The sequence below is a fragment of the Sulfuricurvum sp. genome, from assembly GCF_022759005.1.
In the GTDB taxonomy this organism is placed as follows: Bacteria; Campylobacterota; Campylobacteria; order Campylobacterales; family Sulfurimonadaceae; genus Sulfuricurvum.
This window is the reverse complement of the sequence record NZ_JAEMQA010000074.1, coordinates 1-25,562: the sequence shown is the minus strand read 5'-3', so window position 1 is coordinate 25,562 and position 25,562 is coordinate 1. Positions and strand designations below refer to the sequence as shown.

24 protein-coding genes are annotated in these 25,562 nt (G+C 44.9%); 18 read left to right on the top strand and 6 right to left on the bottom strand.

Annotated elements, in window-relative coordinates; genetic code table 11:
• Positions 1–47 precede the first annotated feature (47 nt).
• From fliF to dxs, 4 genes are read left to right on the top strand one after another with little or no spacing between them, the layout of a single operon-like run.
• The gene (gene fliF / locus JHC35_RS04985; protein ID WP_295042607.1) at positions 48–1,769 is read left to right on the top strand and encodes a flagellar basal-body MS-ring/collar protein FliF; all 1,722 of its coding nucleotides are present in this window, start codon (positions 48–50) and stop codon (positions 1,767–1,769) included.
• Between the two features lie 8 nt (positions 1,770–1,777).
• Positions 1,778–2,803: a flagellar motor switch protein FliG gene (fliG, locus tag JHC35_RS04980; protein ID WP_295042605.1), complete on the top strand. Its 1,026-nt coding sequence runs from the start codon at positions 1,778–1,780 to the stop codon at positions 2,801–2,803.
• A 5-nt stretch (positions 2,804–2,808) separates the two neighbouring features.
• Positions 2,809–3,588, top strand: a complete 780-nt coding sequence (fliH, locus tag JHC35_RS04975; protein WP_295042603.1) for a flagellar assembly protein FliH — start codon at positions 2,809–2,811, stop codon at positions 3,586–3,588.
• 33 nt (positions 3,589–3,621) lie between these two features.
• The gene (dxs, locus tag JHC35_RS04970; RefSeq protein ID WP_295042601.1) at positions 3,622–5,439 is read left to right on the top strand and encodes a 1-deoxy-D-xylulose-5-phosphate synthase; all 1,818 of its coding nucleotides are present in this window, start codon (positions 3,622–3,624) and stop codon (positions 5,437–5,439) included.
• Here dxs and pgeF read toward each other — a convergent pair.
• Positions 5,426–6,175 (bottom strand): peptidoglycan editing factor PgeF, encoded by a 750-nt coding sequence (pgeF, locus tag JHC35_RS04965; RefSeq protein ID WP_295042599.1) that lies wholly within the window; start codon positions 6,173–6,175, stop codon positions 5,426–5,428. The two genes, dxs and pgeF, sit on opposite strands and share 14 nt — an antisense overlap.
• 152 nt (positions 6,176–6,327) lie before the next feature.
• On the opposite strand from pgeF, the gene JHC35_RS04960 reads away from it, so the two are divergent.
• From JHC35_RS04960 to JHC35_RS04935, 6 genes are all read left to right on the top strand, one after another.
• Positions 6,328–6,768 (top strand): heme-binding domain-containing protein, encoded by a 441-nt coding sequence (locus JHC35_RS04960; protein WP_295042597.1) that lies wholly within the window; start codon positions 6,328–6,330, stop codon positions 6,766–6,768.
• Between the two features lie 122 nt (positions 6,769–6,890).
• A complete protein-coding gene (locus tag JHC35_RS04955) occupies positions 6,891–8,396 on the top strand; it encodes a sensor domain-containing diguanylate cyclase (RefSeq protein ID WP_295042595.1) in 1,506 nt (501 codons plus the stop codon).
• 39 nt (positions 8,397–8,435) lie between these two features.
• Positions 8,436–9,854, top strand: coding sequence for a 5-histidylcysteine sulfoxide synthase (ovoA, locus tag JHC35_RS04950; RefSeq protein ID WP_295042593.1), 1,419 nt, complete (start codon positions 8,436–8,438; stop codon positions 9,852–9,854).
• Positions 9,847–11,010, top strand: coding sequence for a pyridoxal phosphate-dependent aminotransferase (locus JHC35_RS04945; RefSeq protein WP_295042591.1), 1,164 nt, complete (start codon positions 9,847–9,849; stop codon positions 11,008–11,010). Before ovoA ends, JHC35_RS04945 begins: the two co-directional genes overlap by 8 nt.
• The gene (locus JHC35_RS04940) at positions 11,000–11,407 is read left to right on the top strand and encodes a pyridoxamine 5'-phosphate oxidase family protein (protein ID WP_295042589.1); all 408 of its coding nucleotides are present in this window, start codon (positions 11,000–11,002) and stop codon (positions 11,405–11,407) included. Before JHC35_RS04945 ends, JHC35_RS04940 begins: the two co-directional genes overlap by 11 nt.
• A gap of 196 nt (positions 11,408–11,603) precedes the next feature.
• Positions 11,604–12,284 carry a dUTP diphosphatase gene (locus JHC35_RS04935; RefSeq protein ID WP_295042588.1) on the top strand — a complete coding sequence of 227 codons (681 nt, stop codon included), beginning with the start codon at positions 11,604–11,606 and terminating at the stop codon, positions 12,282–12,284.
• Here the strand turns inward: JHC35_RS04935 and JHC35_RS04930 are convergent.
• The gene (locus JHC35_RS04930; protein WP_295042586.1) at positions 12,272–13,153 is read right to left on the bottom strand and encodes a lipid A biosynthesis lauroyl acyltransferase; all 882 of its coding nucleotides are present in this window, start codon (positions 13,151–13,153) and stop codon (positions 12,272–12,274) included. The genes JHC35_RS04935 and JHC35_RS04930 overlap by 13 nt on opposite strands.
• A complete protein-coding gene (gene waaC / locus JHC35_RS04925; RefSeq protein WP_295042584.1) occupies positions 13,150–14,142 on the bottom strand; it encodes a lipopolysaccharide heptosyltransferase I in 993 nt (330 codons plus the stop codon). The genes JHC35_RS04930 and waaC overlap by 4 nt, the downstream gene beginning before the upstream one ends.
• A 65-nt stretch (positions 14,143–14,207) precedes the next feature.
• On the opposite strand from waaC, the gene JHC35_RS04920 reads away from it, so the two are divergent.
• From JHC35_RS04920 to pssA, 8 genes are all read left to right on the top strand, one after another.
• Positions 14,208–15,116 (top strand): PDC sensor domain-containing protein, encoded by a 909-nt coding sequence (locus tag JHC35_RS04920; protein WP_295042582.1) that lies wholly within the window; start codon positions 14,208–14,210, stop codon positions 15,114–15,116.
• The gene (gene hisH, locus JHC35_RS04915) at positions 15,113–15,724 is read left to right on the top strand and encodes an imidazole glycerol phosphate synthase subunit HisH (protein ID WP_295042581.1); all 612 of its coding nucleotides are present in this window, start codon (positions 15,113–15,115) and stop codon (positions 15,722–15,724) included. Before JHC35_RS04920 ends, hisH begins: the two co-directional genes overlap by 4 nt.
• Before the next feature lie 12 nt (positions 15,725–15,736).
• Positions 15,737–16,435: a 1-(5-phosphoribosyl)-5-[(5-phosphoribosylamino)methylideneamino]imidazole-4-carboxamide isomerase gene (hisA, locus tag JHC35_RS04910; RefSeq protein WP_295042579.1), complete on the top strand. Its 699-nt coding sequence runs from the start codon at positions 15,737–15,739 to the stop codon at positions 16,433–16,435.
• A gap of 73 nt (positions 16,436–16,508) precedes the next feature.
• Positions 16,509–16,883, top strand: a complete 375-nt coding sequence (locus JHC35_RS04905; protein WP_295042577.1) for a chemotaxis response regulator CheY — start codon at positions 16,509–16,511, stop codon at positions 16,881–16,883.
• Positions 16,883–17,719, top strand: coding sequence for a 50S ribosomal protein L11 methyltransferase (locus tag JHC35_RS04900; RefSeq protein WP_295042575.1), 837 nt, complete (start codon positions 16,883–16,885; stop codon positions 17,717–17,719). The genes JHC35_RS04905 and JHC35_RS04900 overlap by 1 nt, the downstream gene beginning before the upstream one ends.
• A 1-nt stretch (position 17,720) precedes the next feature.
• Positions 17,721–19,679 (top strand): ATP-dependent zinc metalloprotease FtsH, encoded by a 1,959-nt coding sequence (gene ftsH / locus JHC35_RS04895; RefSeq protein ID WP_295042574.1) that lies wholly within the window; start codon positions 17,721–17,723, stop codon positions 19,677–19,679.
• A gap of 9 nt (positions 19,680–19,688) precedes the next feature.
• Positions 19,689–20,336 (top strand): phosphatidylserine decarboxylase, encoded by a 648-nt coding sequence (locus tag JHC35_RS04890; protein ID WP_295042572.1) that lies wholly within the window; start codon positions 19,689–19,691, stop codon positions 20,334–20,336.
• Between the two features lie 4 nt (positions 20,337–20,340).
• Positions 20,341–21,063, top strand: a complete 723-nt coding sequence (gene pssA / locus JHC35_RS04885; protein ID WP_295042569.1) for a CDP-diacylglycerol--serine O-phosphatidyltransferase — start codon at positions 20,341–20,343, stop codon at positions 21,061–21,063.
• On the opposite strand, the gene JHC35_RS04880 is transcribed toward pssA, so the two are convergent.
• The 3 genes from JHC35_RS04880 to JHC35_RS04870 form a co-directional block, all read right to left on the bottom strand.
• On the bottom strand, positions 21,051–23,393 hold the full coding sequence (locus tag JHC35_RS04880) for a tetratricopeptide repeat protein (RefSeq protein ID WP_295042567.1): 2,343 nt from the start codon (positions 23,391–23,393) through the stop codon (positions 21,051–21,053). The two genes, pssA and JHC35_RS04880, sit on opposite strands and share 13 nt — an antisense overlap.
• Positions 23,394–23,409: 16 nt before the next feature.
• Positions 23,410–24,654: a serine--tRNA ligase gene (serS, locus tag JHC35_RS04875; RefSeq protein WP_295042565.1), complete on the bottom strand. Its 1,245-nt coding sequence runs from the start codon at positions 24,652–24,654 to the stop codon at positions 23,410–23,412.
• Positions 24,655–24,709: 55 nt separating this feature from the next.
• Positions 24,710–25,562, bottom strand: an 853-nt coding sequence (locus tag JHC35_RS04870; RefSeq protein WP_295042563.1) for a methylenetetrahydrofolate reductase, incomplete at its 5' end; no start/stop codon positions are given.

The following is a 25,562-nucleotide window of genomic DNA, read 5'->3' as shown; positions in this document are numbered from 1 at the left end:
ATCGATTTTTTGAACTCACTGATCCTTTATTATAAAAATAGGTAACAATGGATTTCAAGACCCTTTTTTCGCAACTGGTTGTTTTTTTCGGGAAACTTACGCAAGCACAAAAAATTATTATCGGTGCCGCAGTCGCGGGGATCATCGGCTTTTTGATTTTTTTAGTGGTGTATTCATCCGAAGGCTCAAAAAAAGAGAATGAGGGGTATCAAGTTCTGTTTGAACAGCTTAGCGGTGAAGATGCTTCCAAAGTAATCCAGCAGCTCGAAAAAGATAAAATTCCCTACCGTATTCCGAGAGAAAACGTTATCGAAGTCCCAAAAGAGGTTGTCTATAAAGAACGTATTGCTATCGCTTCTTTAGGCATTCCCAAAGAGGGGCATGTCGGATTTGAACTCTTTGACAAACAGGAATTCGGTGCTACCAATTTCGATCAAGAGGTTAAATTTCGTCGAGCTTTGGAGGGGGAGCTTGCCCGATCGATCGATTCACTGGAGCCGGTTGAAAAATCGAGTGTTTCGCTCGCTTTGCCGAAAGAGACCCTTTTTGTCTCCGAAGAGGTTCCTCCCTCCGCATCGGTTATGGTACAACTTCAGCCGGATAGAAAACTCACCCCAAAACAAATTCGTGGGATTAAAAAACTCGTTGCGGCAGCGGTTCCGAAACTGACTCCCGAAAATGTAGCACTCATCGATGCCGATGGTGAGACATTGGGTGATAATGATGATGCAAGTGCCATGGGTGAACTTTCAGCCATTCAGCAACAGTACAAAGCCAAAGAAGAGAAAAAACAAGAAGAAAAAATCGTCAATGTACTTGCGCCGTTTATCGGAGGAAAAGAGCGTGTTGTCGCAAAAGTGACGATTGAGTACGACTTTAGTGAACAAAGCTCTACCTCGGAAAAATTCGATCCTGAAAACGTTGTTCGCAGTGAGCAAACCACTGAAGAGAAGCGCGATGGTCAAGCACCGGCTCAGGTAGGCGGAGTGCCGGGAGCAGTGAGCAATATCGGTCCGGTTCAAGGCCTTGCAAGCGGCGGCGGTGAAAAATACGAAAAAACGACCGGTACGACGAATTATGAGGTATCCAAAACCGTCTCCACAACAAAAATGGAGTTTGCTCGCATCAAGCGGATGACAGCCGCGGTTGTAGTTGATGGGAAATATGAACCGAAAAAAGATGCATCGGGTCAACCGACCGATGAGATCCAATACGTCGCATTGGATGAGACCCAGATTCAGGCAATTGATGCCTTGGTAAAACAATCGATCGGGGCTGATGAACAGCGCGGCGATCAGGTCACAGTTCGTAACTTCGAGTTCCAAGCTTCGAAAGACGGAAATAAACCAAAAGACGGAGCATCCAAAGTATCCGATTTCATGGCTACCTATATTACTCCGTTTGCCTCAGTATTTAAATATATATTGGTCGCTATCATATTGTTCGTAGCATACAAAAAAATGATTATTCCGTTTGCGGAACGTATGTTAGACTTCAGTCGAGAAGAGGAAGAATTCGAGAAGCCGAATCTTGAGATTGCCGACGATGAGGATGAAGATTTGACTGAAAAAGTACAGCAAATGCGTAAAAAAGTCGAAAATCAGCTCGGGCTCGGGGATAATTTCAATGAGGATGAATTGAAATACGACGTGTTGCTTGAAAAAGTTCGTGAAATTGCCGAAGAGCATCCAGAAGAAGTGGCTTCGTTGATTCAGGCATTATTGGAAGAAGAATCACTTCCCATCTCCGATAATTCACACAAGCGTTAGGAGAGAAAATGACGTTAACACAGTCTCAGCAAGCTAATTTTGATGAAATGAGTATGTCCCAGAAAGTGGCCATATTATTGGTTCAGCTGGGCGAAGATGTTACCGCAACTCTGTTTTCTCGGATGAGTGTCGATGCCATTACCGAAATTTCCAAATTTATTGCAAATAACCGCTCCATTGAAAAAAATATCGGTGCTGCGGTCCTTGAAGAGTTCTATGCGATCATTCAATCAAATCAGTATCTCAATACCGGCGGTATGGATTACGCCCGCGAAATTCTCTATAAAGCGCTTGGACCGGATGAAGCGAAAAAAGTTTTAGAAAAACTGAGCAAAACGATGCAAAGTACCCAAAACTTTGCATTCTTGTCAAAAATTAAGCCGCAGCAATTGGCCGACTTTATTATGACGGAGCACCCTCAAACGGTTGCTTTGATTTTGGCGCACATGGATCCCTCTGCGGCTGCGGAAACGCTCTATATCTTCCCAGATGATTTACGCGCCGAAGTAGCGATGCGTATGGCAAAACTCGGAGACATCTCTCCATCCATTATTAAGCGGGTCAGTGCGGTATTGGAGTCCAAACTCGAATCGCTCGCAAGCTACAAAGTTGAAGTGGGTGGACCGCGTTCGGTCGCCGACGTATTCAACCGTTTGGGTGCAAAAGTGTCCAAATCTACATTGAGTCAAATCGAGCAGCTTGACCAAGAGCTTGCCGCATCGATCAAAGAGATGATGTTCACCTTTGAAGATATGGTTAATTTGGATAACAACAGCATCCGTGAAATTCTTAAAGCGGTCGATAAAAACGATCTTATGCTTTCACTTAAAAATGCGGCCGAAGAGCTCAAAGAGAAATTTTATGCCAATATGTCTCAGCGTGCCAAAGATGCCTTTATCGAAGAACTGCAGTTCTTAGGTGCCGTGAAAATGAAAGAGGTCGAATCGGCACAGCGTAAAATTGTCGATGCCGTTCAAGCGTTGGCGGAACAAGGTGTATTGCAGTTGGGTGAATCTGAAGAGATGGTGGAGTAGGCTAAATGGATGTAGTAATTCAGCAGAATGCTACCGGATCACATACTATTAGTAAATACCAGTTTAAAATTCTCTCATCCCTTTCAGGAATGAGCGTCGGCGAAGCGACTCATGAGATCAATAATTTTCCTATGGATGAGCAGCCTATTGTTGAACGCCGCAAAGAGGAGTCGAAATCCTCCAAAGATGAGCTGATTGAGTCGATGATGAAAAAAGCCGATGAGATGAGTTCCAATGTTATCAAAATGCAGATGAGACTCGAATCGATGCAAGAAGAACATGCTTTGGCACTTGAAGAGGCTCGTAAAGCTGCTTATGCTGAAGGATTTGAGGCTGGAATAGCGCAAGAGAAAGCGTCAAATGCGGGAGCCAGCGCCCAGTCCCATGATTTGCTTGCCCAGTCAGTGAAAACGCTTGAAAATGCGGCGGCTGAATTTGTAAGTGCTCTTGATGCAATTCAAAAAGAGCTGACCCATATCGCGCTTGATATTGCGAAAGAGGTGATTGGGATTGAGACGGCGGAGCGGAGCGCTAAAATTGCGGCGAAACTCTCCGGTGATCTTATCGATGAACTCAAAGATGCTTCAAAAGTGACTTTGCGTGTCAATCCGGCTGATCACGGATTTATTTCTGAAAAAGTGGGGTCTCTTGGTCACGTAGAGGTATTGTCCGATCGTGCGATTAGCCCTGGTGGTGTTGTTGCGATCAGTGATGTCGGAAATATCGATTCTGAGATTAAAAAACGATATGAAAGATTAAAACGCTCTTTATTGCTTGAAGCATAAACGTATTGAATTAGTGTAGGATAGTGCATCACAATGGATATTAAAAATTTTACTTTGTCGCAGTTAGAGGAATTATCTCAAAAAATACGGAACCGTATTTTAGAAGTAGTCAGTAGCAACGGGGGGCATTTGAGTTCAACACTGGGTGCAACGGAAATTATCGTTGCGATGCACAAAGTATTTGACGCGACCAAAGATCCTTTTATTTTTGACGTATCGCACCAATCGTATGCGCACAAACTGCTTACCGAGCGATGGGAAGAGTTTGCAACCCTTCGTCAGTTCGGTGGATTGAGCGGCTACACGAAACCCTCCGAATCTCCAAGTGATTATTTTGTGGCGGGGCATAGTTCGACTTCGATTTCACTCGGTGTCGGAGCCGCCAAAGCGATTGTACTCAAACATGAGCAGGAGAGTCGTATTCCCGTCGTCGTAATCGGAGATGGAGCCATGTCGGCGGGGATGGCATATGAGGCGCTTAATGAACTGGGAGATCGCAAATATCCGATGATCATTATCCTCAACGATAATGAGATGTCCATCGCCAAGCCGATCGGTGCGATCAGCCGAATGCTCAGTTCCGCGATGGCAAGTCCGTTTTATCAGCGGTTTAAAAAGAAAACAGAGCAGTTTGTCGATAATTTCGGAGAAGGGGCACATTACCTCGCCAAGCGTTTCGAAGAGTCGTTTAAACTCATTACTCCAGGGATTATGTTTGAAGAGATGGGGATTGAGTATATCGGTCCTATCGACGGGCATGATCTCAAATCGCTGATTGAGACGTTTGAGATTGCCAAGGGGATGGGCAAGCCCGTTTTGATTCACGTCCAAACGATCAAAGGTAAAGGGTATGAGATCGCCGAGGGGAAACATGAAAAATGGCACGGTGTTTCTCCGTTTGATCTCAAAAGCGGTGCGGCAAGTGCAAAAAGCGGTGCGAAAAGTGCCACACAAATCTATACCGAAGCGTTGATGGCGGTTGCGGATGCGAACCCTAACGTTGTTGGCGTAACGGCGGCTATGCCGAGCGGAACTGGACTGAGCGCATTGATGGAGAAGTATCCGGATCGATTTTGGGATGTGGCGATTGCCGAGCAGCATGCCGTAACGTCGATGGGGGCTCTGGCCAAAGAGGGATTCAAACCGTTTTGTACGATTTATTCGACGTTTTTGCAGCGCGGTTTTGATCAGGTGATTCATGATGTGTGTCTGATGGATTTACCGGTTGTTATCGCTATGGATCGAGCCGGTATCGTCGGTGAAGACGGAGAGACCCATCAAGGGGCGTATGATATCAGCTTTTTGCGTCTTATCCCGAATATGACCCTGTGTGCTCCGCGCGATGAACGATCGTTTCATCAAATCGTTGAATTTGCTGCGACGTATGAGCATCCGTGTGCGATTCGCTATCCGCGTGGCGCTTTTTTTGAAGCGGATCTACCCGAATCGCTCCCTTTTGAAAAAGGGAAAGCGCAGCTTCTTTTGGCAAACGATAGTGATCGGTTGTTCATCGGATACGGCAACGGTGTGGGGCGTGCGGCACAAACAATAGCGTTAATGGAACAAAAACCCTCATTGCTCGATCTTCGATTCGTCAAACCGCTCGATGATGTAATGTTGCGTAAAATGGCCGCTTTGCATAAACAATGGTATGTATTCAGTGATTCGGCACGCCTTGGTGGTGTCGGAAGTGCATTGTTGGAATGGCTCTCCGAAGCGAAAATCACCGATGTTTCGGTCGTGAGTTTCGAGTATGACGATGAATTTATCAAACACGGCAATGCCCGAATGGTTGAAGAATCGTTAGGGCTTTTACCCGAACAATTGGCGGCTGCAATCAACGCAGAATAATCACGCCCGCTATGCGTCCGGTATGTTGAGCATCGCCGCGGTAGGAGAAATACTCATCCTTGCGGCACGCTGTGCAGTGATCGGATACTTCTATATGGGTTATCTTCAAACTTTTTAACTGTTCCAAAAGAATCGTATTGACATCCAAAAATACTTTTTCATCTTCTCGTCGCAATGCCAAGCTGTACCCTTTTTCGTCACATTCGGCGGCTATTGCTTCATTAATTTCATAACAGCATCCGCCAATAGAGGGACCCAGAACGATGTAGAGATTTTCGCTTTTTGAGCCAAATGTTTGGTACATCGCTTGGATCGTTTTGGGGAGGATGGAATTGAGTGCACCCGCACGTCCCGCATGAACCGCCCCTATCGCTTTTTGGATCGGATCATAGATCAATATCCCCGTGCAATCAGCACTCATCACCATCAACGGTGTATTTGGGCGGTTGGTAATTAACGCATCGCATTCGGGTGGGGTATTAAAGGTCAATGTGTGATCTACCCGTACAATTTTATCCGAGTGAATTTGGCGCATATGAATCAGAGAGTAGCGATCATAGTCGAGCTTAGTAGCGAGAAGATCATGATTTTTTACAACGTCTTCAGGATTATCCCCGACGTGGAATGCGAGGTTTGCATTCTCATAAGGAGCTTTTGATATGCCTCCGTGCCGTGTTGTAAAAGCAGCCGTGAGATCAGAAAAAGGAGTAAATAAAGACGGAAAGAGTATTTTCATAGAAGTGAGTTTACTGCGTATCTGTTTTAGTTGTGATTAAAGGGGAAGCTCTCCCCTCTCATGCTTTTTACGATTTAACTCAAAATCGTTTGCCACTCATACGCTATCATTGCAACGCTTACTTGAATCAGAGACAAAGGATGCGGATCATAATGAAAAAAATACTCTATTGGGTGGTCGGGATTGTGGGGATAATGCAGTTAATCCGTCCCGATTTTAACAATCCGAAAGTGGATCCAAGCGTTGCTTTACAGAGCGATCCAAAAGTGATGAATATCCTCAAAACATCGTGTTATGACTGCCATTCTTCTGAAACAAAATATCCTTGGTATTACAATGTGGCACCTGTTTCATGGGTGATGGCCAATAATATTAGCGAGGGGCGTAAAGCACTCGATTTCTCCAACTGGGAAAAGATTGATCCTTCGGTGAAATTGGAACGGTTAAAGCGGGGCAAACAGCTAGTGAATGATGCACTCATGCCCAAAGGGGAATATCTCATGATGCATAAAAATGCCCTCTTGAACCCAAAAGAGAAAAAAATATTGGACGATTTTTTTGAAACAGAACTCCAAAAAATATCCGTACATTGAGGTGGAAGACTAAGTTAGTTGAGTAAATCTATCAATTGACTAACAAATCAGATGTAATAATAAATTTAATTATACAAATTGAATACAATAGTGTACAATAACCCTAATGGGGGTACACTGCCATGAATGTCTCTGCTAAACTTTTGAAAATGAGGCTGTTATGGACATTATCCCTTGCGGCTTTCATCCCTATGCTGCTTATCGCAGTGTACAGTTACTCAACGATCAAAAAACAAATTATCGCTTCTGAAATTGCCCATTTGGACGCAATCTGCAAATTAAAAGCAATACAAATCGAAAGTTTTTATGATGAACTCCTCAACGATATTCACACTATACAAAGCTCCCCTTATACCAAAAATTTACTCCTACACGAATCATCTTATCCTCAAGAAGCTAAAAATTTGTATGAAGAGCAGTTGAATAATTATCTATCGGAAGATAAAATTAATCAAATTTATATTGTCGGATTAGACGGGAAAGTGATTGTCAGTTCCCAAAAAAAAGATGATAATGCGATTACAAAATTCGACAATACTATGGTTGAAGAGGGAAAAACAAAACTCTATTTTTCAGAAATGTATTATGCTTGCAGTACAAAAGATCGACAGAAATGTCTGTTTAAAGTTTCCGCTCCTATTTTAGATTATGACAATAGGCTTATCGGAGTTGTTGTGATTGAATTTTCCGCCAACTCGTTTTTTAAACAGATACAAGACTACTCCGGTTTGGGAGAGAACGGTGAAATACTTTTAGTCAAGCAAGTTGGAGACAAAGTGATGTTTCTGAGCCCGTTAAGACATGATAAAAATGCGGGAATGAAGCGTAGTGTTCCATTGAATGGGACTATCGCGATACCGGCTATTTTAAGTGCGACAGGGCATAACGGAAGAGGGCAATCGATTGATTATCGTGGGGCAAAAGTGCTCGCCGCATGGCGATACGTTCCGATTGTGGGATGGGGTATGGTGGCAAAAATAGATGAGTCCGAAGCGTTTAAAGTGCTCTATATTATCCGAAACAGTATCCTTTCTACCGTTTTGATTATTTTTCTCATCGGTTTGCTCCTTTCACTTCGGATGACGAAACATATGGTCACCCACATTGATGAGTTGGAAACAGAAGCTCACATGGACGCGTTGACCGGTTTGACGAATCGAAAAATGGTGATGAGTCTATTGGAGCAGTCGCTTCATGAAGCGCGACTCAAAGAGAGTATTGTCACGGTCATGTTTTTGGATCTTGACGGCTTTAAAGGGGTGAATGACGGTCACGGGCATGATATAGGCGATCGATTGCTCAAAAGTGTCGCCTTGCGGCTTAGCAATTGCGTTCGTCACAGTGATACGGTAGGACGGTTGGGGGGAGATGAATTTATTGTCTTGCTTCCAGGGGTTCAGGATACGAAATATGTCGAAAAAATAGCCAAGTCGATCATCACTTCGTTGAACCAGCCATTTTTTATCGGTGAGCAAACGATTCGTGTCGGCGCGAGTATCGGTATAAGCCTCTTTCCTGAAAACAGTACCGATCCCGATCAAATGCTCAGACAAGCAGACAAAGCGATGTATGAAGCGAAAAATACAGGTAAAAACAATTACAGATTTTCAGAGGAATCAGCATCATAAATTGGATAAAATGTCTCATAATGCTTAGAAGGAAAAAGTGTGTTGCACAAGCAAATGAGATCGGTATCGTTGGATGGAGCTGACATCGAGGCAAAACGTTCAGAATTGAGAGAGTATTTTCATCAAAGTTTTGATCTTTTTGAATCGTTGTTTGATCTGCTCAAAAGCGATAAAGTGTATTATCTGCAATCTGAACCGACCCGTCATCCGATGATTTTTTATTACGGGCATACGGCAATTTTTTACATCAATAAGCTGATTGCATCAGGTGCACTGCACGAGCGGATCAATCCCCATTTCGAACAGCTGTTTGCTGTCGGTGTTGATGAGATGACGTGGGATGCGTCAAGTGATGCCCTAAAATGGCCGGCATTGGATGACGTCCGAGCTTATCGGCAAAAAGTTCGGACGCTGGTGGATGAGATGATTATGACCCTACCGATGAGCTTTCCGATCACCCAAAGGGATCCGTTGTGGGCAATATGGATGGGGATCGAGCATGAACGGATCCACATCGAGACCTCCAGTGTCTTGCACCGTCAGATGCCGCTGGAGTTTGTTGTCTCTCATGATGATTTTCCGATATGCCCTCTGCGGGGGGATGCATTGGAGAATGTGTTGATCGATTTTCCCGCTTCAGAGGTGAGTATGGGAAAAGGTACTGAGGATCAGGGGCTCTATGGATGGGACAATGAATATGGCGTCCAAAGAATAAGAGTCGAATCGTTTCAAACTTCCAAATACCTCGTCAGTAACGGCGAATTTATGGACTTCGTCGCTGCAAACGGATATGGAATTAGCCGTTGGTGGGATGAAGAGGGGCTGCGTTATCTTGAGCTACGCAAAGCAACGTGTCCGCCGTTTTGGGTATTGCAGGAGGATGGACGGTACAAACTCCGAACATTGACCCAAGAGATCGAGATGCCTTACAACTGGCCGGTTGAGGTCAATGCTCTCGAAGCCGAAGCGTTTTGCCGATGGAAAAGTGCACAGGAAGGACAAACGTATCGGCTTCCTACCGAAGCGGAGTGGAGAGTTATGGTGAATATGGGCGGTATGGATGAAGCGATCTTTGACGATCAGCGTGCCAATATCAATCTTGCCCATTATGCGTCGTCTGTCCCTGTAGATACCTTTGCGCACGGTGAATTGTATGATGTTGTTGGGAATGTATGGCAGTGGACACAAACGCAGATGGACGCGTATGAGGGGTTCTTTACCCATCCGTGGTACGAGGATTTTTCGCTCCCGACGTTTGATGGGAAACACAATCTCATCAAAGGGGGATCGTGGATCTCTACCGGTAATGAGATTATGAGGGAGTCGCGGTACGCTTTTCGCCGTCATTTTATCCAGCACGCGGGATTTCGGTACGTCATCGGTGACGGTGAAAATGAAGCCGAAAAATATGGACGGATAGAGAAAATGTTTGATGTGTGGAAAAAACGGTATGGATGAGTTTCGCTATATTGATCGTACATCTACCAATGCCGAAAAATATGTATTGAGAGAAAAACTTTTTCACACCCGAGAGGTGCAGCCGTTATGGGTTGCTGATATGGATATTGCAACGCCTGTATGTGTCATCAATGCGGTACAAAAGCGATTAGAACATCCGATACTCGGCTATGAGATCATGAGCGATAGCGCCTATGAAGCTCAGATCGATTGGATGCGTCATCATCACGGGTTTGAGATGAAACGTGAATGGCTCAGCTACTCCCCCTCCGTTGTCGCATCGATCGGATGCGCCATTCGTGCATTCAGCGAAGAGGGGGATGAGGTGATCGTTATGGACCCGGTCTATCCTCTGTTTTATTCGATGGTCAAAGAGAATAACCGTGAGTTAATCATCCATCCCTTGAAACAAGATGATTCAGGTATATACCGCTTTGATCTTGAGCGTCTTGGTGCTCAGATTACCTCTAAAACAAAACTGTTATTGTTCTGTTCACCGCATAATCCGATCGGGCGGGTATGGAGCCGTTCAGAGCTTTTAGCGTTGGGGGAATTGTGTTTGGAACACGGTATCCGCATTATCAGCGATGAGATTCACTCCGATATTGTCTATGCTCCGAATAAGCATATCCCCTTGGCATCGTTATCTTCGGCATTTTTAGAGAATACGGTGACTTTGATGGGACCTGGAAAAACGTTCAATATGGCAGGTTTTTCGATCTCGACGGTGTGTATTGCGTCTCAAACATTACGCGAAATGTTTGAGGCTGAATGCAAACGGGTACATTGGGGAGATGGAGCGCTTTTGTCTCATGTAGCGTTTGAAGCGGCATATCGGGAGGGGGATGGATGGTACCAAAAACTTTTAGGCCATCTCAGTGATCATGCACAGCGCATCGCTGAGGCACTTTTTGCTACACCGATTCGCTACACGAAACCCGAGGCGACCTATCTCGCATGGCTTGATTGTCGAGAGATGGAGCTGGGAGATAGAGAATTACGGGAGTTTTTCGTCCATAAAGCGGGGTTGGGGCTTAGCCCGGGTTTGAGTTTCGGGAAAGAGGGATCGGGATTCATGCGGCTTAATTTTGCGGTTGCTTCCGAACAACTCGATGAAGCACTGGAAAAACTGTGTGGAGCATTGGATGGACTCTAAAATTATCGCTTTTATTCAAAAACATCATCTTTTGGCTCTTGCGACAAGGGGAGAGAGACTCTGGTGCTGTTCGATGTTTTACGCGTATGACGCGCAAAGTATCTCATTTATCGTAGCATCCGATGAATCGACGGAACATATGCGAAATGCTCTGCAAAATTCCCATGTCGCAGGGACGGTTGCGCTGGAGACCAAAACGGTAGGAAAAATACAGGGGGTACAGTTTAGCGGAGAGATCGAAGTGTGTCCGGATACACTGAAAAGTCTCTATTTCGAAGCGTTCCCTTATGCGCGGGTTATGAATCCGACTCTTTGGTCTATTCGGCTTGATGAGGTGAAGATGACTGATAATACCCTCGGATTCGGGAAAAAGATTACTTGGAGACGGGGGCTTTGAGCTGAAATAAAGTGCACGGTTTCCCACTGGAGTTTTGGACGACCATGGAGGGGATCATTTTGCTTTTGAATCCGTAAGCCTTGCATCCGTGCGGCTGATGGGCTTCCCAAGTGACGAAATAGTAAATACATTTTTGACAGATTATTTTTTGCATAGGAAATTTTACCTATAATTTGAAACTTTGAAAAGGATAACCATGAACAAATTACTCTGTATGCTCGAATTACAACAACAACTAAACGATGCGACGAATGGTATCGGATGGGAAAAAGGGATCACCAAAGAGGGAAAACCGATCAACTGGCGTCGATGCATCTATATGGAATCGGCTGAAATGATTGATTCCTTCAGTTGGAAACACTGGAAAAGCATTGCCCAACCAACCGATTATGCCAACCTTCAGATTGAGATTGTGGATGTGTGGCATTTTGTGATGAGCTTGGTATTGGAATTTTCGAATAAAGCTGAAAGTATCGAAGAACTCTCAGAGAGAATGGCGCAAACCCCCGAATATCGAAAGCTCAACACATCGATTCCTCTAACATTCGGGAGCGATTTATTGTTGATGACAAGAATCGAAAACGTTATGCGCCTTTCATTGATTCCCATTTCAGCAGAGATGGTCGGGGCTTTAGTCGAAGAGTTTTTTGAGTTGGCGTATTTGGGCGCACTCAATGCGACTGAACTGTACCGTTTGTATGTTGGCAAGAATATCCTCAACCAATTCCGACAAGATCACGGATACAAAGAGGGAAGTTACATCAAAATCTGGAACGGCTTGGAAGACAATGCCGTGATGAAAAATGCATGGGAAGAACATCCGGATATGACTCCTGAGGAGTTGTATGAAATTCTAAAAGAGGCTTACCCCGCGTAAATCTCTTTGTATTCCCCTTTCCACCGTTTGTGACACCAAAACCAAAATTTCGGGTTTGCTCGGATCACTTTTTCGAGCGCATCGACTTGGCGCTGTGTCGCTTCAATGATGGAATCTTCATCTTCTCCCTCTACTACAATCGGTTCTTCAAAGGTAATGGTATAGTTCTCTTCATCGTCAGTATAGATGTACAGCCCTACGATAGGGGCGTCGTATTTGCGTGACAACATAGCCGGCGAAGAGGAATGATAGGTCGGATGGCCAAAAAAGTTAACTTTGACACCGCTTCGAGCATTACTCGCCTGATCAATCATCAGAGAGACCGATTCCCCTTTTTTGAGTGCTTTTGAAAGATACTTCAAAGCCCCCGATTTTTCATACATAGACATTTGATGATTTGTTCTTGCTTGGAGAAGATAGGGCTCAAACGCCTTATTGTTCAGTGTTTTGTAGATAGAGAGCGTAGGAGTGATCAAATCGGCCAATGCAGTCGCCCCAATTTCCCAGTTCCCGTAGTGGGCAGAGATAAAAATAATTGCTTTTTTTTGCTCTAATAGGCGATCCACTACCTCTTTGTTTTTAAATGTCACTTTGCGACGAAGATCTTCTTGGGTATTGCGGCGGTTTTCCATTACTTGTAAAAAATTCAATGCGAGGTTTTTATAGCAGTAGTGTTCTATCTCATTGCGCTCATGATCACTTAACCCATCAGGAAAAGCAAAATTGAGGTTTTGACGAATGATACGCTTTCGTTTTTGATCAAAAGTGCATGCAAGATATGCTAAAAAAATAAAGAAGTTTTTGCGCCATCGTGCATTAAGAGCCATCAAGAATGAATCAAGCAGTAAAAAAAGACGAAATCCGATCATAATAATTCTTTAGCCTTTCGAGAGATGGTTTCAGGTGGTATGTGGCGAATACTGAAATCGTGTCGATCAATTTTTAGAATATTAACATCCGATGGAGATTTTATACCGATATTGATGGCTGTCGGATAAATCATCCTCTCATTGGTCGGACCGAAAAGCGTTATCGAAGGACGGTTCATAGCCCATGCAATGTGGGTTGGACCCGTGTCGTTTCCGATGATGAGATCACAATGGGAGATAAAATTGACCAGTTCGCCGAGCGACATTTTTGGAGCGAGAAGGGCATTGGAAGAGTGTTCACAAATCCACTGTGCATCGAGTCGTTCGGCTTCACTTCCCCAAATGAGATACGTCGGATACGGCAATGCGTCACAAAGGGTCGCAAAATGCTCTTTGGGATAGCATTTGCTCGGCCATGATGCACCGATTACACATGCAATATTTTTCCCCTCTTTGAGTTCCGAAGGGCGCTCTTTTTGAGGGAAAAGGGGTTCTTTTTGGAGAATGTCATTTTCATTATAGGGGATATGCAACCCTTCGGCAATCACTAAAACATTGCGTTTAATTACATTCATTTCATACGGGATGGCAGAGGTGGTATCGTAAAACGACGTGGCTAGTTTTTCGCGGATGCTGTTGCGATCAAATCCGTGCACTTTTCCTTTGATGAGTGAGGCGACAATTGCCGATTTGAGAAGCCCTTGGGCATCGATGATCTGATCGTAACCCTCTCGTGATCGGAGATTTCGTATGCTCTTGCGGAGGAGTTGAAAACTTTTGGTTTTTTTGATCCGTTTGATCGGGACACTAATCACTTCGTGAACGAGAGGATGATCGAGGAGAATCGGAGCAAACACCTCTTCGACATACCAATCGATCTGCGCGTTTGGATAGTATTTGTGCACGATTTGCAGTGCAACGGCAGTATTGACGATATCGCCCAATGCGCTGAGGCGGACAATAGCGATACGAAGTTTGGCTGAATTCATAAGCGTAACTATAGCGCAACTAAGCTACAATAACTATCAAAAATAGGAGAGGAGGATCAGAAAATATGGTTATTCAAGACATTCGGCAGTTCGCCGAAATTCGTCCGAAAGCGCGTGCTTATTTTTGTTATCTATTTCATAAAAACCTTCCGAATCATCTCCCTTCGGTTTCTCTTGAATCATTGACCGCCCGATTATTAAAAATTCGGGGAGATTTACAGGGGCTTGAAGCAACCTATTTGCTCGATGCTGCTGGAAATCAAGTATCTCCTACGTACTTAAAAAACGGAAAAAAAGAAGAGGATATTGGTGCTGGCCGCTCAACGAGAGCCTACTATTATCGTGCGATGCATGAGCGTCGATGCACGATCACCGATCCGTACCCCTCTTTACTCAACGATGAGCTTACCGTCACCGCATCTGAACCGGTGTTTGATGAAAACGGTGAGATCGTTTATGTGGCATGTATCGATATGCCACTTGCAGAAGTGTTGAAAATTGCCCATCCGATGGCACTTGAATCGACTGCAGGGCGGATTTTTAGAGGAGCGTATGCCGCATTTACCGTGGTGTTGGCATTGGTTTCTTTACTGCTATTTGTGAAAGGGATCGAAGGGTTCTTAACATACGGAATGGGGCAGTATGGTAAGATCGAGATCAAAGACGTCTTTGAAGCGACGATTTTGCTCACCTTATCCTTAGCGATATTGGATCTGGTCAAAACCCTCTTTGAAGAGGAGGTCTTGGGGAGACTCAAACACGATCCCGATTCGAGCATTCACAAAACGATGGTCCGTTTTTTAGGCTCGATCATTATCGCCCTCTCTATCGAAGCGTTGATGCTGGTCTTCAAATTTGCAATGACTGAGCCGGATATGCTGGTCAATGCGATTTATATTATAGGCGGTGTAGCGATGTTGTTGACCGGATTGGCGATCTATATCCGCTTTACTAATTTAGGAGAACGCAGTTGATAGCTATTGTTGATTACAACATGGGTAATTTGGCCAGTGTAAAGAACGCTTTTGATCTGCTTGGAGAAAAAGTGGTTGTTGAATCCGATCCAGATAAACTATCTCAGTACGATCGTATTATTTTACCGGGGGTAGGTGCTTTCGGTGATGCAATGGAGCATTTAAGAGCACGTGGGATGGATGAAGCGGTACGTGAGTATGCCCAAAGCGGAAAGCATTTGCTGGGAATATGTTTAGGGATGCAGCTTTTGTTTGAATCGAGTGAAGAATTTGGTATCACCGAAGGGCTCGGACTTATTCAAGGGCGGGTTGTCTCGTTTGATGCCAGCCGGTTTCATACGCCGCTAAAAGTTCCGCATATGGGATGGAATCGGATGTTTACCAAAGATCACCCGTTATTTAGCGGATTGGATGAAGCCCATTATCTCTATTTCGTCCACTCGTATCATGCACTGACGACTAATGCGGCCGATACGATTGGCGAATCGGTTTACGGATACCGTTTTACAAGTGCCGTAGCGCACGAGAACGTGATGGGTTTACAGCCACATCCGGAGAAGAGTCATCAAAACGGCCTCACTATTCTCAATAATTTTATTAACCTCTAAAAGGATTTCTTGATGACTATTTTTCCGGCGATTGATCTAAAAGACGGCAAAGCGGTACGCCTCACCAAAGGGTTGATGGAGAGTGCCAAAATTTATTCTGATACCCCATGGGAATTGGTAAAGACATTTGAAGAGATGGGAGCCCAATGGGTTCATTTGGTGGATCTGAATGGTGCTTTTGCAGGTGAACCGAAAAATTTGGAACAGATTCGTTTGATCCGTGAAAACTGCAATGTCAAATTGCAGCTTGGAGGCGGTATTCGGGATGAAGAGACGATTAAACGTTATCTTGATCTTGGAATTGATCGCCTTATTTTAGGCTCTATCGCACTGCGTGATCCTGAATTTGTCAAATCAATGGCAGCCAAGTATCCTATCGTTGTCGGCATCGATGCGATTGACGGATTCGTTGCAGTTGAGGGATGGGGCGAAGTGAGCTCTATGCGGGCGACCGATTTGGCACGCGCATTTGCCGATGCGGGGGTTCAAGCAATCATCTGTACCGACGTGGGACGAGACGGTACACTTTCTGGTGTAAATGTCGATTTTACCATCGATATTGCCCGTGCATCCGGAATTCCGACAATTGCCAGCGGCGGTGTGAAAGACGAGAGCGATATCCATGCGCTTCTGGCAAGCAAAGAGGTTTCCGGTGTGATTGTCGGAAAAGCGTTTTATGAGGGGAGAATTGACCTCAAAAACTTTTTTTAAACTTACCGCAAACTTGGTTAGGTTATGATTAGAGATTAATTCTGTAAATAATGTATCAATAAAAGGACGTACTTTGAAATTATTGGTTGTAGATGATAGCTCGACAATGCGCCGTATTATCAAAAATACACTTTCACGACTCGGTTATGAAGATGTTTTAGAAGGTGAAGACGGATTGCAGGGATGGAATGTGTTGGATGCCAATCCCGATATGGGGATGCTAATCACCGACTGGAATATGCCGGAGATGAATGGATTGGAATTGGTTAAAAAAGTACGTGCAGATGCACGCTTTGTGGATCTTCCGATCATCATGGTAACGACAGAGGGGGGTAAAGCGGAAGTTATTACTGCGCTCAAAGCAGGTGTTAATAACTACATCGTTAAACCGTTCACTCCACAAGTACTTAAAGAAAAACTTACTGCCGTACTTGGTACTGAGGGTTAATGCAAGATTACTACTATATGTTGGTGGTAAAACCATCATCACATCTTGAACTTTTTAGTGATTTCCTTGTCGACATCTTGCCTGTCGGATTCGAGGAAATCGAAGATGGTTTTATTATCCGTAGCGAAGAAGACCTTGAGACGGTCATGTGGGGCGTTGAACAATTTTCTGAAGCATTGCAACGAGCTGTCGGTGAGGTTATCGATGTCGAGATGACTCTCACGAAAGAGAAAAATGACGACTGGATCGCCCAGTACCAGCAAGGGATCGCACCCGTAGAGATCGACCCGTTTTATATCCATCCGACATGGGAAGCACCAAAAGAGGGGATGCTTAACATCGCTATAGACCCTGCTTTGGCTTTTGGAACGGGTCATCATCCTACTACGGCTTCCTGCCTGCGCGGGATAGCCAAATACGTTAAAAGCGGCGATACAGTGATGGATGTCGGATGCGGTAGCGGAATTTTGGCGATTGCCGCAATTAAAAAAGGGGCTATCGTCGATGCGTGTGATACCGATCCCCTATCTGTTGAAAATGCGATCGTCAACGCTGAACAAAACCATATCGGCTATCGCCGGCTATGGGAAGGTTCGATTAACGAGACCAATGAGCAATATGATGTCATCATTGCCAATATCGTAGCCGATGTTTTGGTATTTATTGCCAGCGATTTGAGAAAGCGGCTGCGTGATGGGGGAATTTTGATCCTCTCGGGTATCATGGACAAATACGAAGAGAAAGTACTTCGTGCGTATAAAAATTTTGAATTGACGGAGCGCCTCGTCGAGAATGAGTGGGTTACTCTCGTGGTAACACAAAAAGGAACTGTATAATATGGCTAATAATGAACCGAACCAAAATCCTTCACCCGATAAAAACGGTAATTTTTTCAATAAAAATCCTTTAATCACATTTGCCCTTTTTTCGATTGTTATTATTGTTCTCTTTAAAGCGATAATCGGAGATGAGAATGAACTTGCAGGAAAATTGAATGGGCAAAATGTAACACGCACCCAAGAGATCAGCTATGCCGACCTCAAACGTCTCATCAATGACAAGCAGGTAGAAAAAGTCTCTATCGGCCAAACCTACATTCGTGCAATCGGCAACGACGGTAATGGAAAAGTTGCCTATACGACACGTATCGTCGGTCAAGATTCGACCCTAATCCCATTACTGGATGCCAAAAAAATCAACTATGTAGGTTTCAGTGAGACCAATTGGTTTACCGAGATGTTCGGTTGGCTTTTCCCGTTTTTGATTATCATTGCAATTTGGATGTTTTTTGCCGGTCGTATGCAACGAAATATGGGTGGCGGCATTTTAGGGATGGGCAATTCCAAAAAATTGATCAATTCCGAAAAACCGAAAACCAAATTTGATGATGTTGCAGGTGCGCAAGAGGCCAAAGAAGAGGTGCATGAAATTGTCGATTTCCTGAAATTTCCGGATCGTTATGTAGAGCTCGGGGCTAAAATTCCCAAAGGGGTATTGCTCGTCGGTAGCCCCGGAACGGGTAAAACTCTTTTAGCCAAAGCGGTAGCGGGCGAAGCGGAAGTGCCGTTTTTCTCGGTATCGGGATCAAGCTTCATTGAAATGTTTGTGGGGGTCGGTGCGGCGCGTGTTCGCGATTTGTTTGAACAAGCGAAAAAAGACGCTCCGTCTATTATTTTCATTGACGAAATCGATGCGATCGGTAAAAGTCGTGCAGCCGGCGGTGTGATGGGCGGTAACGATGAGCGTGAACAGACCCTCAATCAGCTTTTAGCCGAGATGGACGGTTTCGGTACGGATACGCCGATCATTATTTTGGCAGCCACAAACCGTCCGGAAATTCTTGATCCGGCATTGTTGCGTCCAGGACGGTTCGACCGACAGGTTTTGGTCGATAAACCGGATTTCCAAGGGCGTATCGATATCCTCAATGTTCACGTCAAAGGGGTTAAACAAGACGCAGATGTTGATCTTGAAGAGATTGCCCGTCTTACAGCCGGATTAGCGGGTGCCGATTTGGCCAATATCGTCAACGAAGCAGCATTGCTTGCAGGACGAAAAAATCAAAAAACCGTTCGACAAGCAGATATGCGTGAAGCGGTTGAGCGGGCGATTGCAGGTCTTTCGAAAAAGAGCCGCCGTATCGATGAAAAAGAGAAACGGATCGTGGCATATCATGAAAGCGGTCATGCACTGTTGGCAGAGACGACGAAGGGAGCTAAAAAGGTTTCCAAGGTTTCGATCGTTCCTCGCGGTTTGGCAGCTCTTGGGTATACCCTCAATACCCCCGAAGAGAACAAATACTTGATGCAGCGTCATGAACTGTGGGCTGAAGTGGATGTATTGCTCGGCGGACGCGCGGCAGAAGAGGTCTTTATCGGTGAAATTTCGACCGGTGCGGCAAACGATTTGGAACGCTCTACCGACATCATCAAAGCAATGGTACAAATGTACGGTATGAGCGATGTTGCAGGTCTTATGGTGTTAGAGAAACAACGCAGCAGTTTCTTGGGCGGTGGAATGACCCAAGCACGCGAGTATAGCGATAAAATGGCCGAGGATATGGATACGTTTATCAAACGTTCTCTTCAAGAGCATTATGAAGAGGTTAAAGCAAGATTGGAAGAGTACCGCGGTGCTATTGAGCAAATCGTCGAGCTCTTATATGCCAAAGAGAATATCTCCGGCGATCAGGTTCGTGAGATTATTGAAGCATACGAAACCGAACACAATATACCGACAAAGCTCGAACCTCGTAAAGAGATCCCCGATAGTCCAAAAACTGTAATTGACGAATAGGAGTAGATTATGAGCATACAAAATGATACCTTTATCCTCTCGAATCGAGGATGGCTAATTTCAGGCGTTTTGGGCGCTCTATTCTTGTTTTTTAGTATGACTGGACTCCATTTGTTCCAATTTATCTTCGGAGCGCTTTTGCTCTCTGTATTGATTATTTTTCGAAACCCTGAACGCAATACCTCCGAAACCGAATCAGATGCCGTTATCAGCAGTGTAGACGGTATCGTCCTCTCCGTCGAAGAGAGTATTGTGGATGATCAAAAGATGTCAAAAGTGACGGTAATGAACTCCCTTTGGGATGTATCGATGCTGCGTGCTCCGTTTGATTGTGAAGTGGAAGGGTTTAAAATTCGACACGGTGCCTCTTTGCCGTTGTACCATCCATTATCCGATACGCTAAATGAAAAAGCGGTTATTTCGTTCCGTTCTAAAAAAGGGGATGAAATTTATATCGAACATTTGAGCGAGCAAAGCTGTTTTCCAATCGGCATTGAACTTGAGAAAAGTCAAAAGTTCAAAGAGGGTACTCGATACGGCTTTTTGGCAAAAGGGCGCAGTGTTATTTACCTCCCTGCATCAGCGCGTGTTTCGGTCAATGCCGGTGCATCCGTACGAGCGGGTGAGAGTGTCATCGGATACCTAAACGCAGCGTAATCCGATGCGCAGCACTCCACCGCCTATCGCTTATCTTCTTCCCAATTTTTTCACGGCAGCATCTATATTTTCAGGGTTTTATGCAATTGTATTAGCTTTGGAAGGCTCTTTTGATTCTGCACCGTGGTTTATCTTTTTAGCATTGATTTTTGATGGATTGGATGGGCGTGTCGCCCGCTTGACCAATACGGCAAGCCATTTCGGGGTTGAATTTGATTCATTGGCAGATATTGTCGCATTCGGTGTTGCTCCGGCATTGATTCTGTATTTGTATGTCGGTGAAGCGTATGGGCGTATCGGTATTGTCGTCAGTGCCCTCTTTATCATTTTCGGTGCGGTTCGGCTGGCAAGGTTTAATGTGACGACATCGCGCATAGAACCAAGTGTCTTTATCGGGCTTCCTATCCCTACAGCGGCAGTCATGATATCGATAGCTATTTTGGTGCTTGAGCGGTACCATTCGCTGGCTAGCTACAAAGTATTTATTCTTCCTCTTGCATTGGTATTGGCAATGTTAATGGTAAGCAATATCCGTTATCCGAGTTTCAAAAAAATGAACTTTAAAACGTTCCATTTCATCCGATTTTTGATCGGTTTTATTGTTGTAGCGATGGGAATTTTTGTTTATCCGATAGAGGGGATGGCACTTTTAGCGGCGGGATATTTATTGTATGGCCCTATAAGAGCCTCTTTTTATATGTTGCGTCGCCTCTTTCAAAGAGGATGATAGCTTTTAGGCTCTTTGGCTAATTTTTCGGTATCGATTTGGAAATCAAAGTTCTGTGATTGAAATCCGGTATTCCCCATTTTGTCAAGTTGGATGACAGCGGCTGGGTTATTGCGATTTTGAATGTATAACAATGAGAGAGCGTATAGTGTCTCTAAATAGGTCGGATTCTGGATTTTTGAGAGCTCAAGCAATGCAATGGCATTCTCATAATGTCGTGCTCCGATTGAAGCAGATGCGCCCATAAAGAGGGTCTTTTCATCACGAATTTTATGAGTATCAATCAACTGATTGTAAAGCGAATACGATTTTTCAAAATCTTGATTATAAAAATACGATTGTGCCAGTGCGCTGATAATATCGGTAGTATGATCTGTTGTCGCCTGTAGACGTGTTTCAAGCCGTTCGATAAACGGCGCGAGTTGTCCTGTCATTGCGGACATTAAAACCATCCGGTCACGGGTAATTTGCGGTCCGAAATAGAGATCGTCGTATTGGAACGATTGCTTTTTGAGGTAGTTGATCGCCGCTCCGGCAAACGCTTTTGGTTTTTGATCGCCGAAGTAGGTATCGATTACCATCAGATGTGGCAAAATATCATTCGGTTGAAGCGTTGCTAAACGTTTTGCATATTTGCGGGCATCCTCTTTTTGGCCTGTTTCAGAAGCAAGTTCCAAATCAAGTGCGAGATAGAACGGTCGTTCATTGTATTTTTTGTCCAACCATTTTGCTGCGCCCGGCATATTATTTTGAGCAACTTCCATGAGGGTGCGGTAAAGCTCAAACTCTTCTTTATCGCTCTCTTGGTTTAGATTCTCTTTGAGAATTGCTGAGAGTTTGGTAGTGTCTTTGCCGATCATATTCCCGCACATGATCGCAAAAATCCCGGAGAGGTAGTTGTTGGCATCGAGGTGGTATGAACGGAGAAAATACTCATACGCTTTGGGCGTATCCCCTAACTGAGCATAAGTCAGAGCCAAATCGTATTGTAATATCGAATGTTGAGGGTTGTGTTTGAGTAAAGCTGCAAGCTGCTGATTCGCATCTCGTAGACGAAACTTGAGCGCTTTTTGAACCGCAAGGGCTATTCCGTAGTCAACACTCGATGCGCGTGTGCTTGTCTGTAGGTACTCTTTTGCGCTGGCGATGTCATCGATGTAGATATTCGCCGCACCTTTACGGATGTAATTGAGCGTTTGGTCGGCATTGAAAATTTTGTACGGAGCATAATAAAAGAGGGTCTGGATGATTTTTGGGCGGTTGTCAGGTTTATGTTCGCGATAGATGCGTTGCAAATCATCCGGATTGTAAAGGGAAGGCTTTAGAAAAATCCGAATAGGATAAGGGGTATAGACTTGATCGGCATTCAAGTCGGTTGCTTCTTTGATGAGGGTTGAAGCGTCGCGGTGTTGTCCGGATTTGAGATTGACGAATGCCAATGCCAGCTTTTCTTGGATTGGAGTGTCATTTTGTATGATGGCATCTTGGAGGTACTTCTTGGCTTTTTCGATATTTCCCTGATTCGCATACAAAAGACCGAGAGTAAATGAGTCTTCTTCTTGCAGAGGATTTTCCATTGCCGAGATCGCATCGTTGTATCCGCCGAAGAGCGAACTGATTTTTGCACGAAGTTTATTTTGGGTTGTTTGATATTCGTCGGTAGTAGGGTGCTTGAGGGCACTGAGAGCTTCGAGATAGTTCCCCTTGTAGTAGTTGATCAACGCATAATAATACGAATACATCGGAGAACTGCTCTCTTGCGGCAGATACGATTGGGCCATATTGATGTAGTAGTTGAAATCTTTTTCCCGTTTAAGATTCAAACAACATACTGCTGCATTAATCGCACTGACACATCGGTTTTCACTGTTGGCGATTGAACGTTTGAAGTTGCTTAGAGCTTGCTCAAATTCTCCCTCTCTAAGTTGAACCACTCCGAGGTTGTATTGACTGATTGCTTCGGAATAAAGGGCAATTTTTTCGTAAAGTTGGAGGGCTTCAGTCGCATTGCCGTTGGCGTAAAGATAGTTTGCCCTCTCTATCATGCTCTCAAGCTGGCTTGGCTCGATAATCTCTTCAGATGCTGTTTTGGTTGTGTTTGATTCTACAACGGCAGCCCTTTCTTTTCCGTGTCCTTTGAGTAAAAAGAATGCTCCACCCCCTGCGGCAAGAAGTAAAACAAGCGCACCGGCACTTATCAAAATCATCTTTTTCTTTTTGGAAAGTCCATTTGATTCTTCGGTCGTTTCGCCGGCATTTTCGTCAGATTTCGCGACGCCAGCGGCATCGGATTCATCGATGATGATTATCTCTTCTTGCTCTTCGGCCATGGGCTCTCTTTAACTTTTAGAGGTATTTTTGCAGCACATCAGGGATGATGATACTGCCGTCTTCTTGTTGGAAATTTTCCATGATAGCTATCATCGTCCGTCCGACCGCTAAACTTGAACCGTTTAGGGTATGAGCGAGGATATTTTTCCCGTCCTCTTTGTAGCGGATTTTTGCACGACGTGCCTGAAAATCGCGTGTATTGGAGACGGAGCTGATTTCACGGTAGGTATTTTGTCCCGGAAGCCATACTTCCAAATCGACCGTCCTTGCGGCACCAAATCCCAAATCACCCGTACAGAGGGTGACAAGACGGTGTGGAAGTCCGAGTGCGGCAAGCAAATCGGAAGCACATGCAACCATCTCATCAAATACCGTATCGCTTTGATCTTGGGTCGTGATGGCGACGAGTTCGACTTTGTGGAACTGGTGCTGACGGATCATACCGCGCACGTCGCGTCCGCCGCTCCCTGCCTCTTTGCGAAAACACGAAGTATATCCCGTCATTTTGATCGGGAGGTCGGCAGAGGCTAAAATCTCGTCTTGGAAAAGGTTGGTGAGCGGTACTTCCGCCGTAGGGATGAGATAGAGCTCTTCCTCTTCGACTTTGAAGAGATCTTCTTCGAATTTCGGAAGCTGTCCTGTTCCCTCTAATGCACGGCGGTTGACAAGCATCGGAACGCTATACTCTTCAAATCCCCGTTCACGGTTGAAATCGAGCATGAAGTTGATGAGTGCTCGCTCCAATCGTGCACCCATACCGCCGACAACGCTGAAACGGCTTTTTGCGAGTTTCACACCCTTCTCAAAATCGATCCAGCCGTTTTGTTCGGCGAGTTCCCAGTGTTCTTTTGGGGTAAAGCTAAATATTGGAGGAGTGAGCACTTTGCGAAGCTCAACGTTACTCTCTTCATCTTCACCATCAGGCACATCGGCATCGGGGATATTCGGGACACGCATGATGATTGCATCGAGAGCCTCTTCGGCAGCACGTTGAGCGTCCAATAGTTCGCCCAGAGTCACTTTGTTGGCATCGACCTCGGCTTTGAGTTCGTCGGTGCTTTTCCCCTCTTTTTTATACTGTCCAAAGAGTTTACTGAGTTCGTTTTGTTTGGCTTGGAGAGTCTCGTAGGCTTGTTTCGCGCTTTTGAGGGTTTCGTTGGCGGATTTTAGCTCCGCGATAGTCTCTGCTGAGACTTTTTTGCGCATGAGTGCGGTGGCGGTTTCGTCAAAATTTTTCTGGAGAAGTTTTACATCGATCATAAAGGCTCATTTCATGGATTTAATAATGATCGATTATAGCCAAAAGAGGCTGAAATTAGCTCAAAATCGCCTTGGCGAGTTCAAACTGATTTGCCGTCATAATATGAATTTTCGGATGGAGTGCTTTTAGCTCTTCGAAAAGGTTTTTGCTCAATTCAAACCCTACGCGATACTCTTCCTCCGGGTTGATGAGTGATGCGGCTTCGAGCGCTTCGACCCATGTCTGCGGTACAAAAATCCCCGGGACATTTTCATCCAAAAATCGGGCAGTTCGGAGTTTCGTAATCGGGAAATAGCCTAAAACTAGTACGCACTCAGCATTGTTTTCACTGTTGGCATTTTCCATCATCTCTAATAGTTTTTTTGCATTTTCGAGATCATATACGGGTTGGGAGATGATGGCAATTGCTCCGTGAGCCACTTTTTTAGTGATCTTTTTTTGTAACGTAGCAGCACTTTTGGCATATGCATCGATAACGGCAAAGGGGAAAATCTCTTGGACGGGAGCGAGGAGTTTTTGCTCTGCTAAATCAGTTCCGTTGTTGAGCGTCGTGATGATGTCGAGAAGGAGTTTGCTGTTCCCCTCAAATACCCCTTTGGCGTGCGGTTGATCGGAGTAATGGGCGCTGTCTCCCGTGAGGGCAAGGATGGCGCGGACACCCGCTTCGTTGGCACCCAAAAGATCACTTTGGAGTGCGATGCGATTACGATCACGCATACTCATCGTTGCCAATGCCGGTTTTCCGAAACGATCTTGGAGTTTCATGGCGGCAAAGAGGGCATTGTATTTGAGCTTTGCCAACGGATTGTCGGTGGTGCTGAATCCGTCAACGAGTTTATCAAGACCCAATGCGGCGATTTTCTCAATCGTCGGGGCAAACTGTGCAGAACGTGATGGGGTCGTCTCT

Bases quoted from the DNA above. Each gene is read 5' to 3' on its own strand.
- fliG (WP_295042605.1), top strand. From the start codon at position 1,778: ATGACGTTAACACAGTCTCAGCAAGCTAATTTTGATGAAATGAGTATG.
- pssA (WP_295042569.1), top strand. From the start codon at position 20,341: ATGCGCAGCACTCCACCGCCTATCGCTTATCTTCTTCCCAATTTTTTC.
- serS (WP_295042565.1), bottom strand. From the start codon at position 24,654: ATGATCGATGTAAAACTTCTCCAGAAAAATTTTGACGAAACCGCCACC.
- JHC35_RS04955 (WP_295042595.1), top strand. From the start codon at position 6,891: ATGAATGTCTCTGCTAAACTTTTGAAAATGAGGCTGTTATGGACATTA.
- JHC35_RS04935 (WP_295042588.1), top strand. From the start codon at position 11,604: ATGAACAAATTACTCTGTATGCTCGAATTACAACAACAACTAAACGAT.
- JHC35_RS04880 (WP_295042567.1), bottom strand. From the start codon at position 23,393: ATGGCCGAAGAGCAAGAAGAGATAATCATCATCGATGAATCCGATGCC.
- JHC35_RS04890 (WP_295042572.1), top strand. From the start codon at position 19,689: ATGAGCATACAAAATGATACCTTTATCCTCTCGAATCGAGGATGGCTA.
- hisA (WP_295042579.1), top strand. From the start codon at position 15,737: ATGACTATTTTTCCGGCGATTGATCTAAAAGACGGCAAAGCGGTACGC.
- JHC35_RS04940 (WP_295042589.1), top strand. From the start codon at position 11,000: ATGGACTCTAAAATTATCGCTTTTATTCAAAAACATCATCTTTTGGCT.
- JHC35_RS04960 (WP_295042597.1), top strand. From the start codon at position 6,328: ATGAAAAAAATACTCTATTGGGTGGTCGGGATTGTGGGGATAATGCAG.
- fliH (WP_295042603.1), top strand. From the start codon at position 2,809: ATGGATGTAGTAATTCAGCAGAATGCTACCGGATCACATACTATTAGT.
- waaC (WP_295042584.1), bottom strand. From the start codon at position 14,142: ATGAATTCAGCCAAACTTCGTATCGCTATTGTCCGCCTCAGCGCATTG.
- JHC35_RS04945 (WP_295042591.1), top strand. From the start codon at position 9,847: ATGGATGAGTTTCGCTATATTGATCGTACATCTACCAATGCCGAAAAA.
- dxs (WP_295042601.1), top strand. From the start codon at position 3,622: ATGGATATTAAAAATTTTACTTTGTCGCAGTTAGAGGAATTATCTCAA.
- ftsH (WP_295042574.1), top strand. From the start codon at position 17,721: ATGGCTAATAATGAACCGAACCAAAATCCTTCACCCGATAAAAACGGT.
- pgeF (WP_295042599.1), bottom strand. From the start codon at position 6,175: ATGAAAATACTCTTTCCGTCTTTATTTACTCCTTTTTCTGATCTCACG.
- JHC35_RS04900 (WP_295042575.1), top strand. From the start codon at position 16,883: ATGCAAGATTACTACTATATGTTGGTGGTAAAACCATCATCACATCTT.
- JHC35_RS04930 (WP_295042586.1), bottom strand. From the start codon at position 13,153: ATGATCGGATTTCGTCTTTTTTTACTGCTTGATTCATTCTTGATGGCT.
- fliF (WP_295042607.1), top strand. From the start codon at position 48: ATGGATTTCAAGACCCTTTTTTCGCAACTGGTTGTTTTTTTCGGGAAA.
- JHC35_RS04920 (WP_295042582.1), top strand. From the start codon at position 14,208: ATGGTTATTCAAGACATTCGGCAGTTCGCCGAAATTCGTCCGAAAGCG.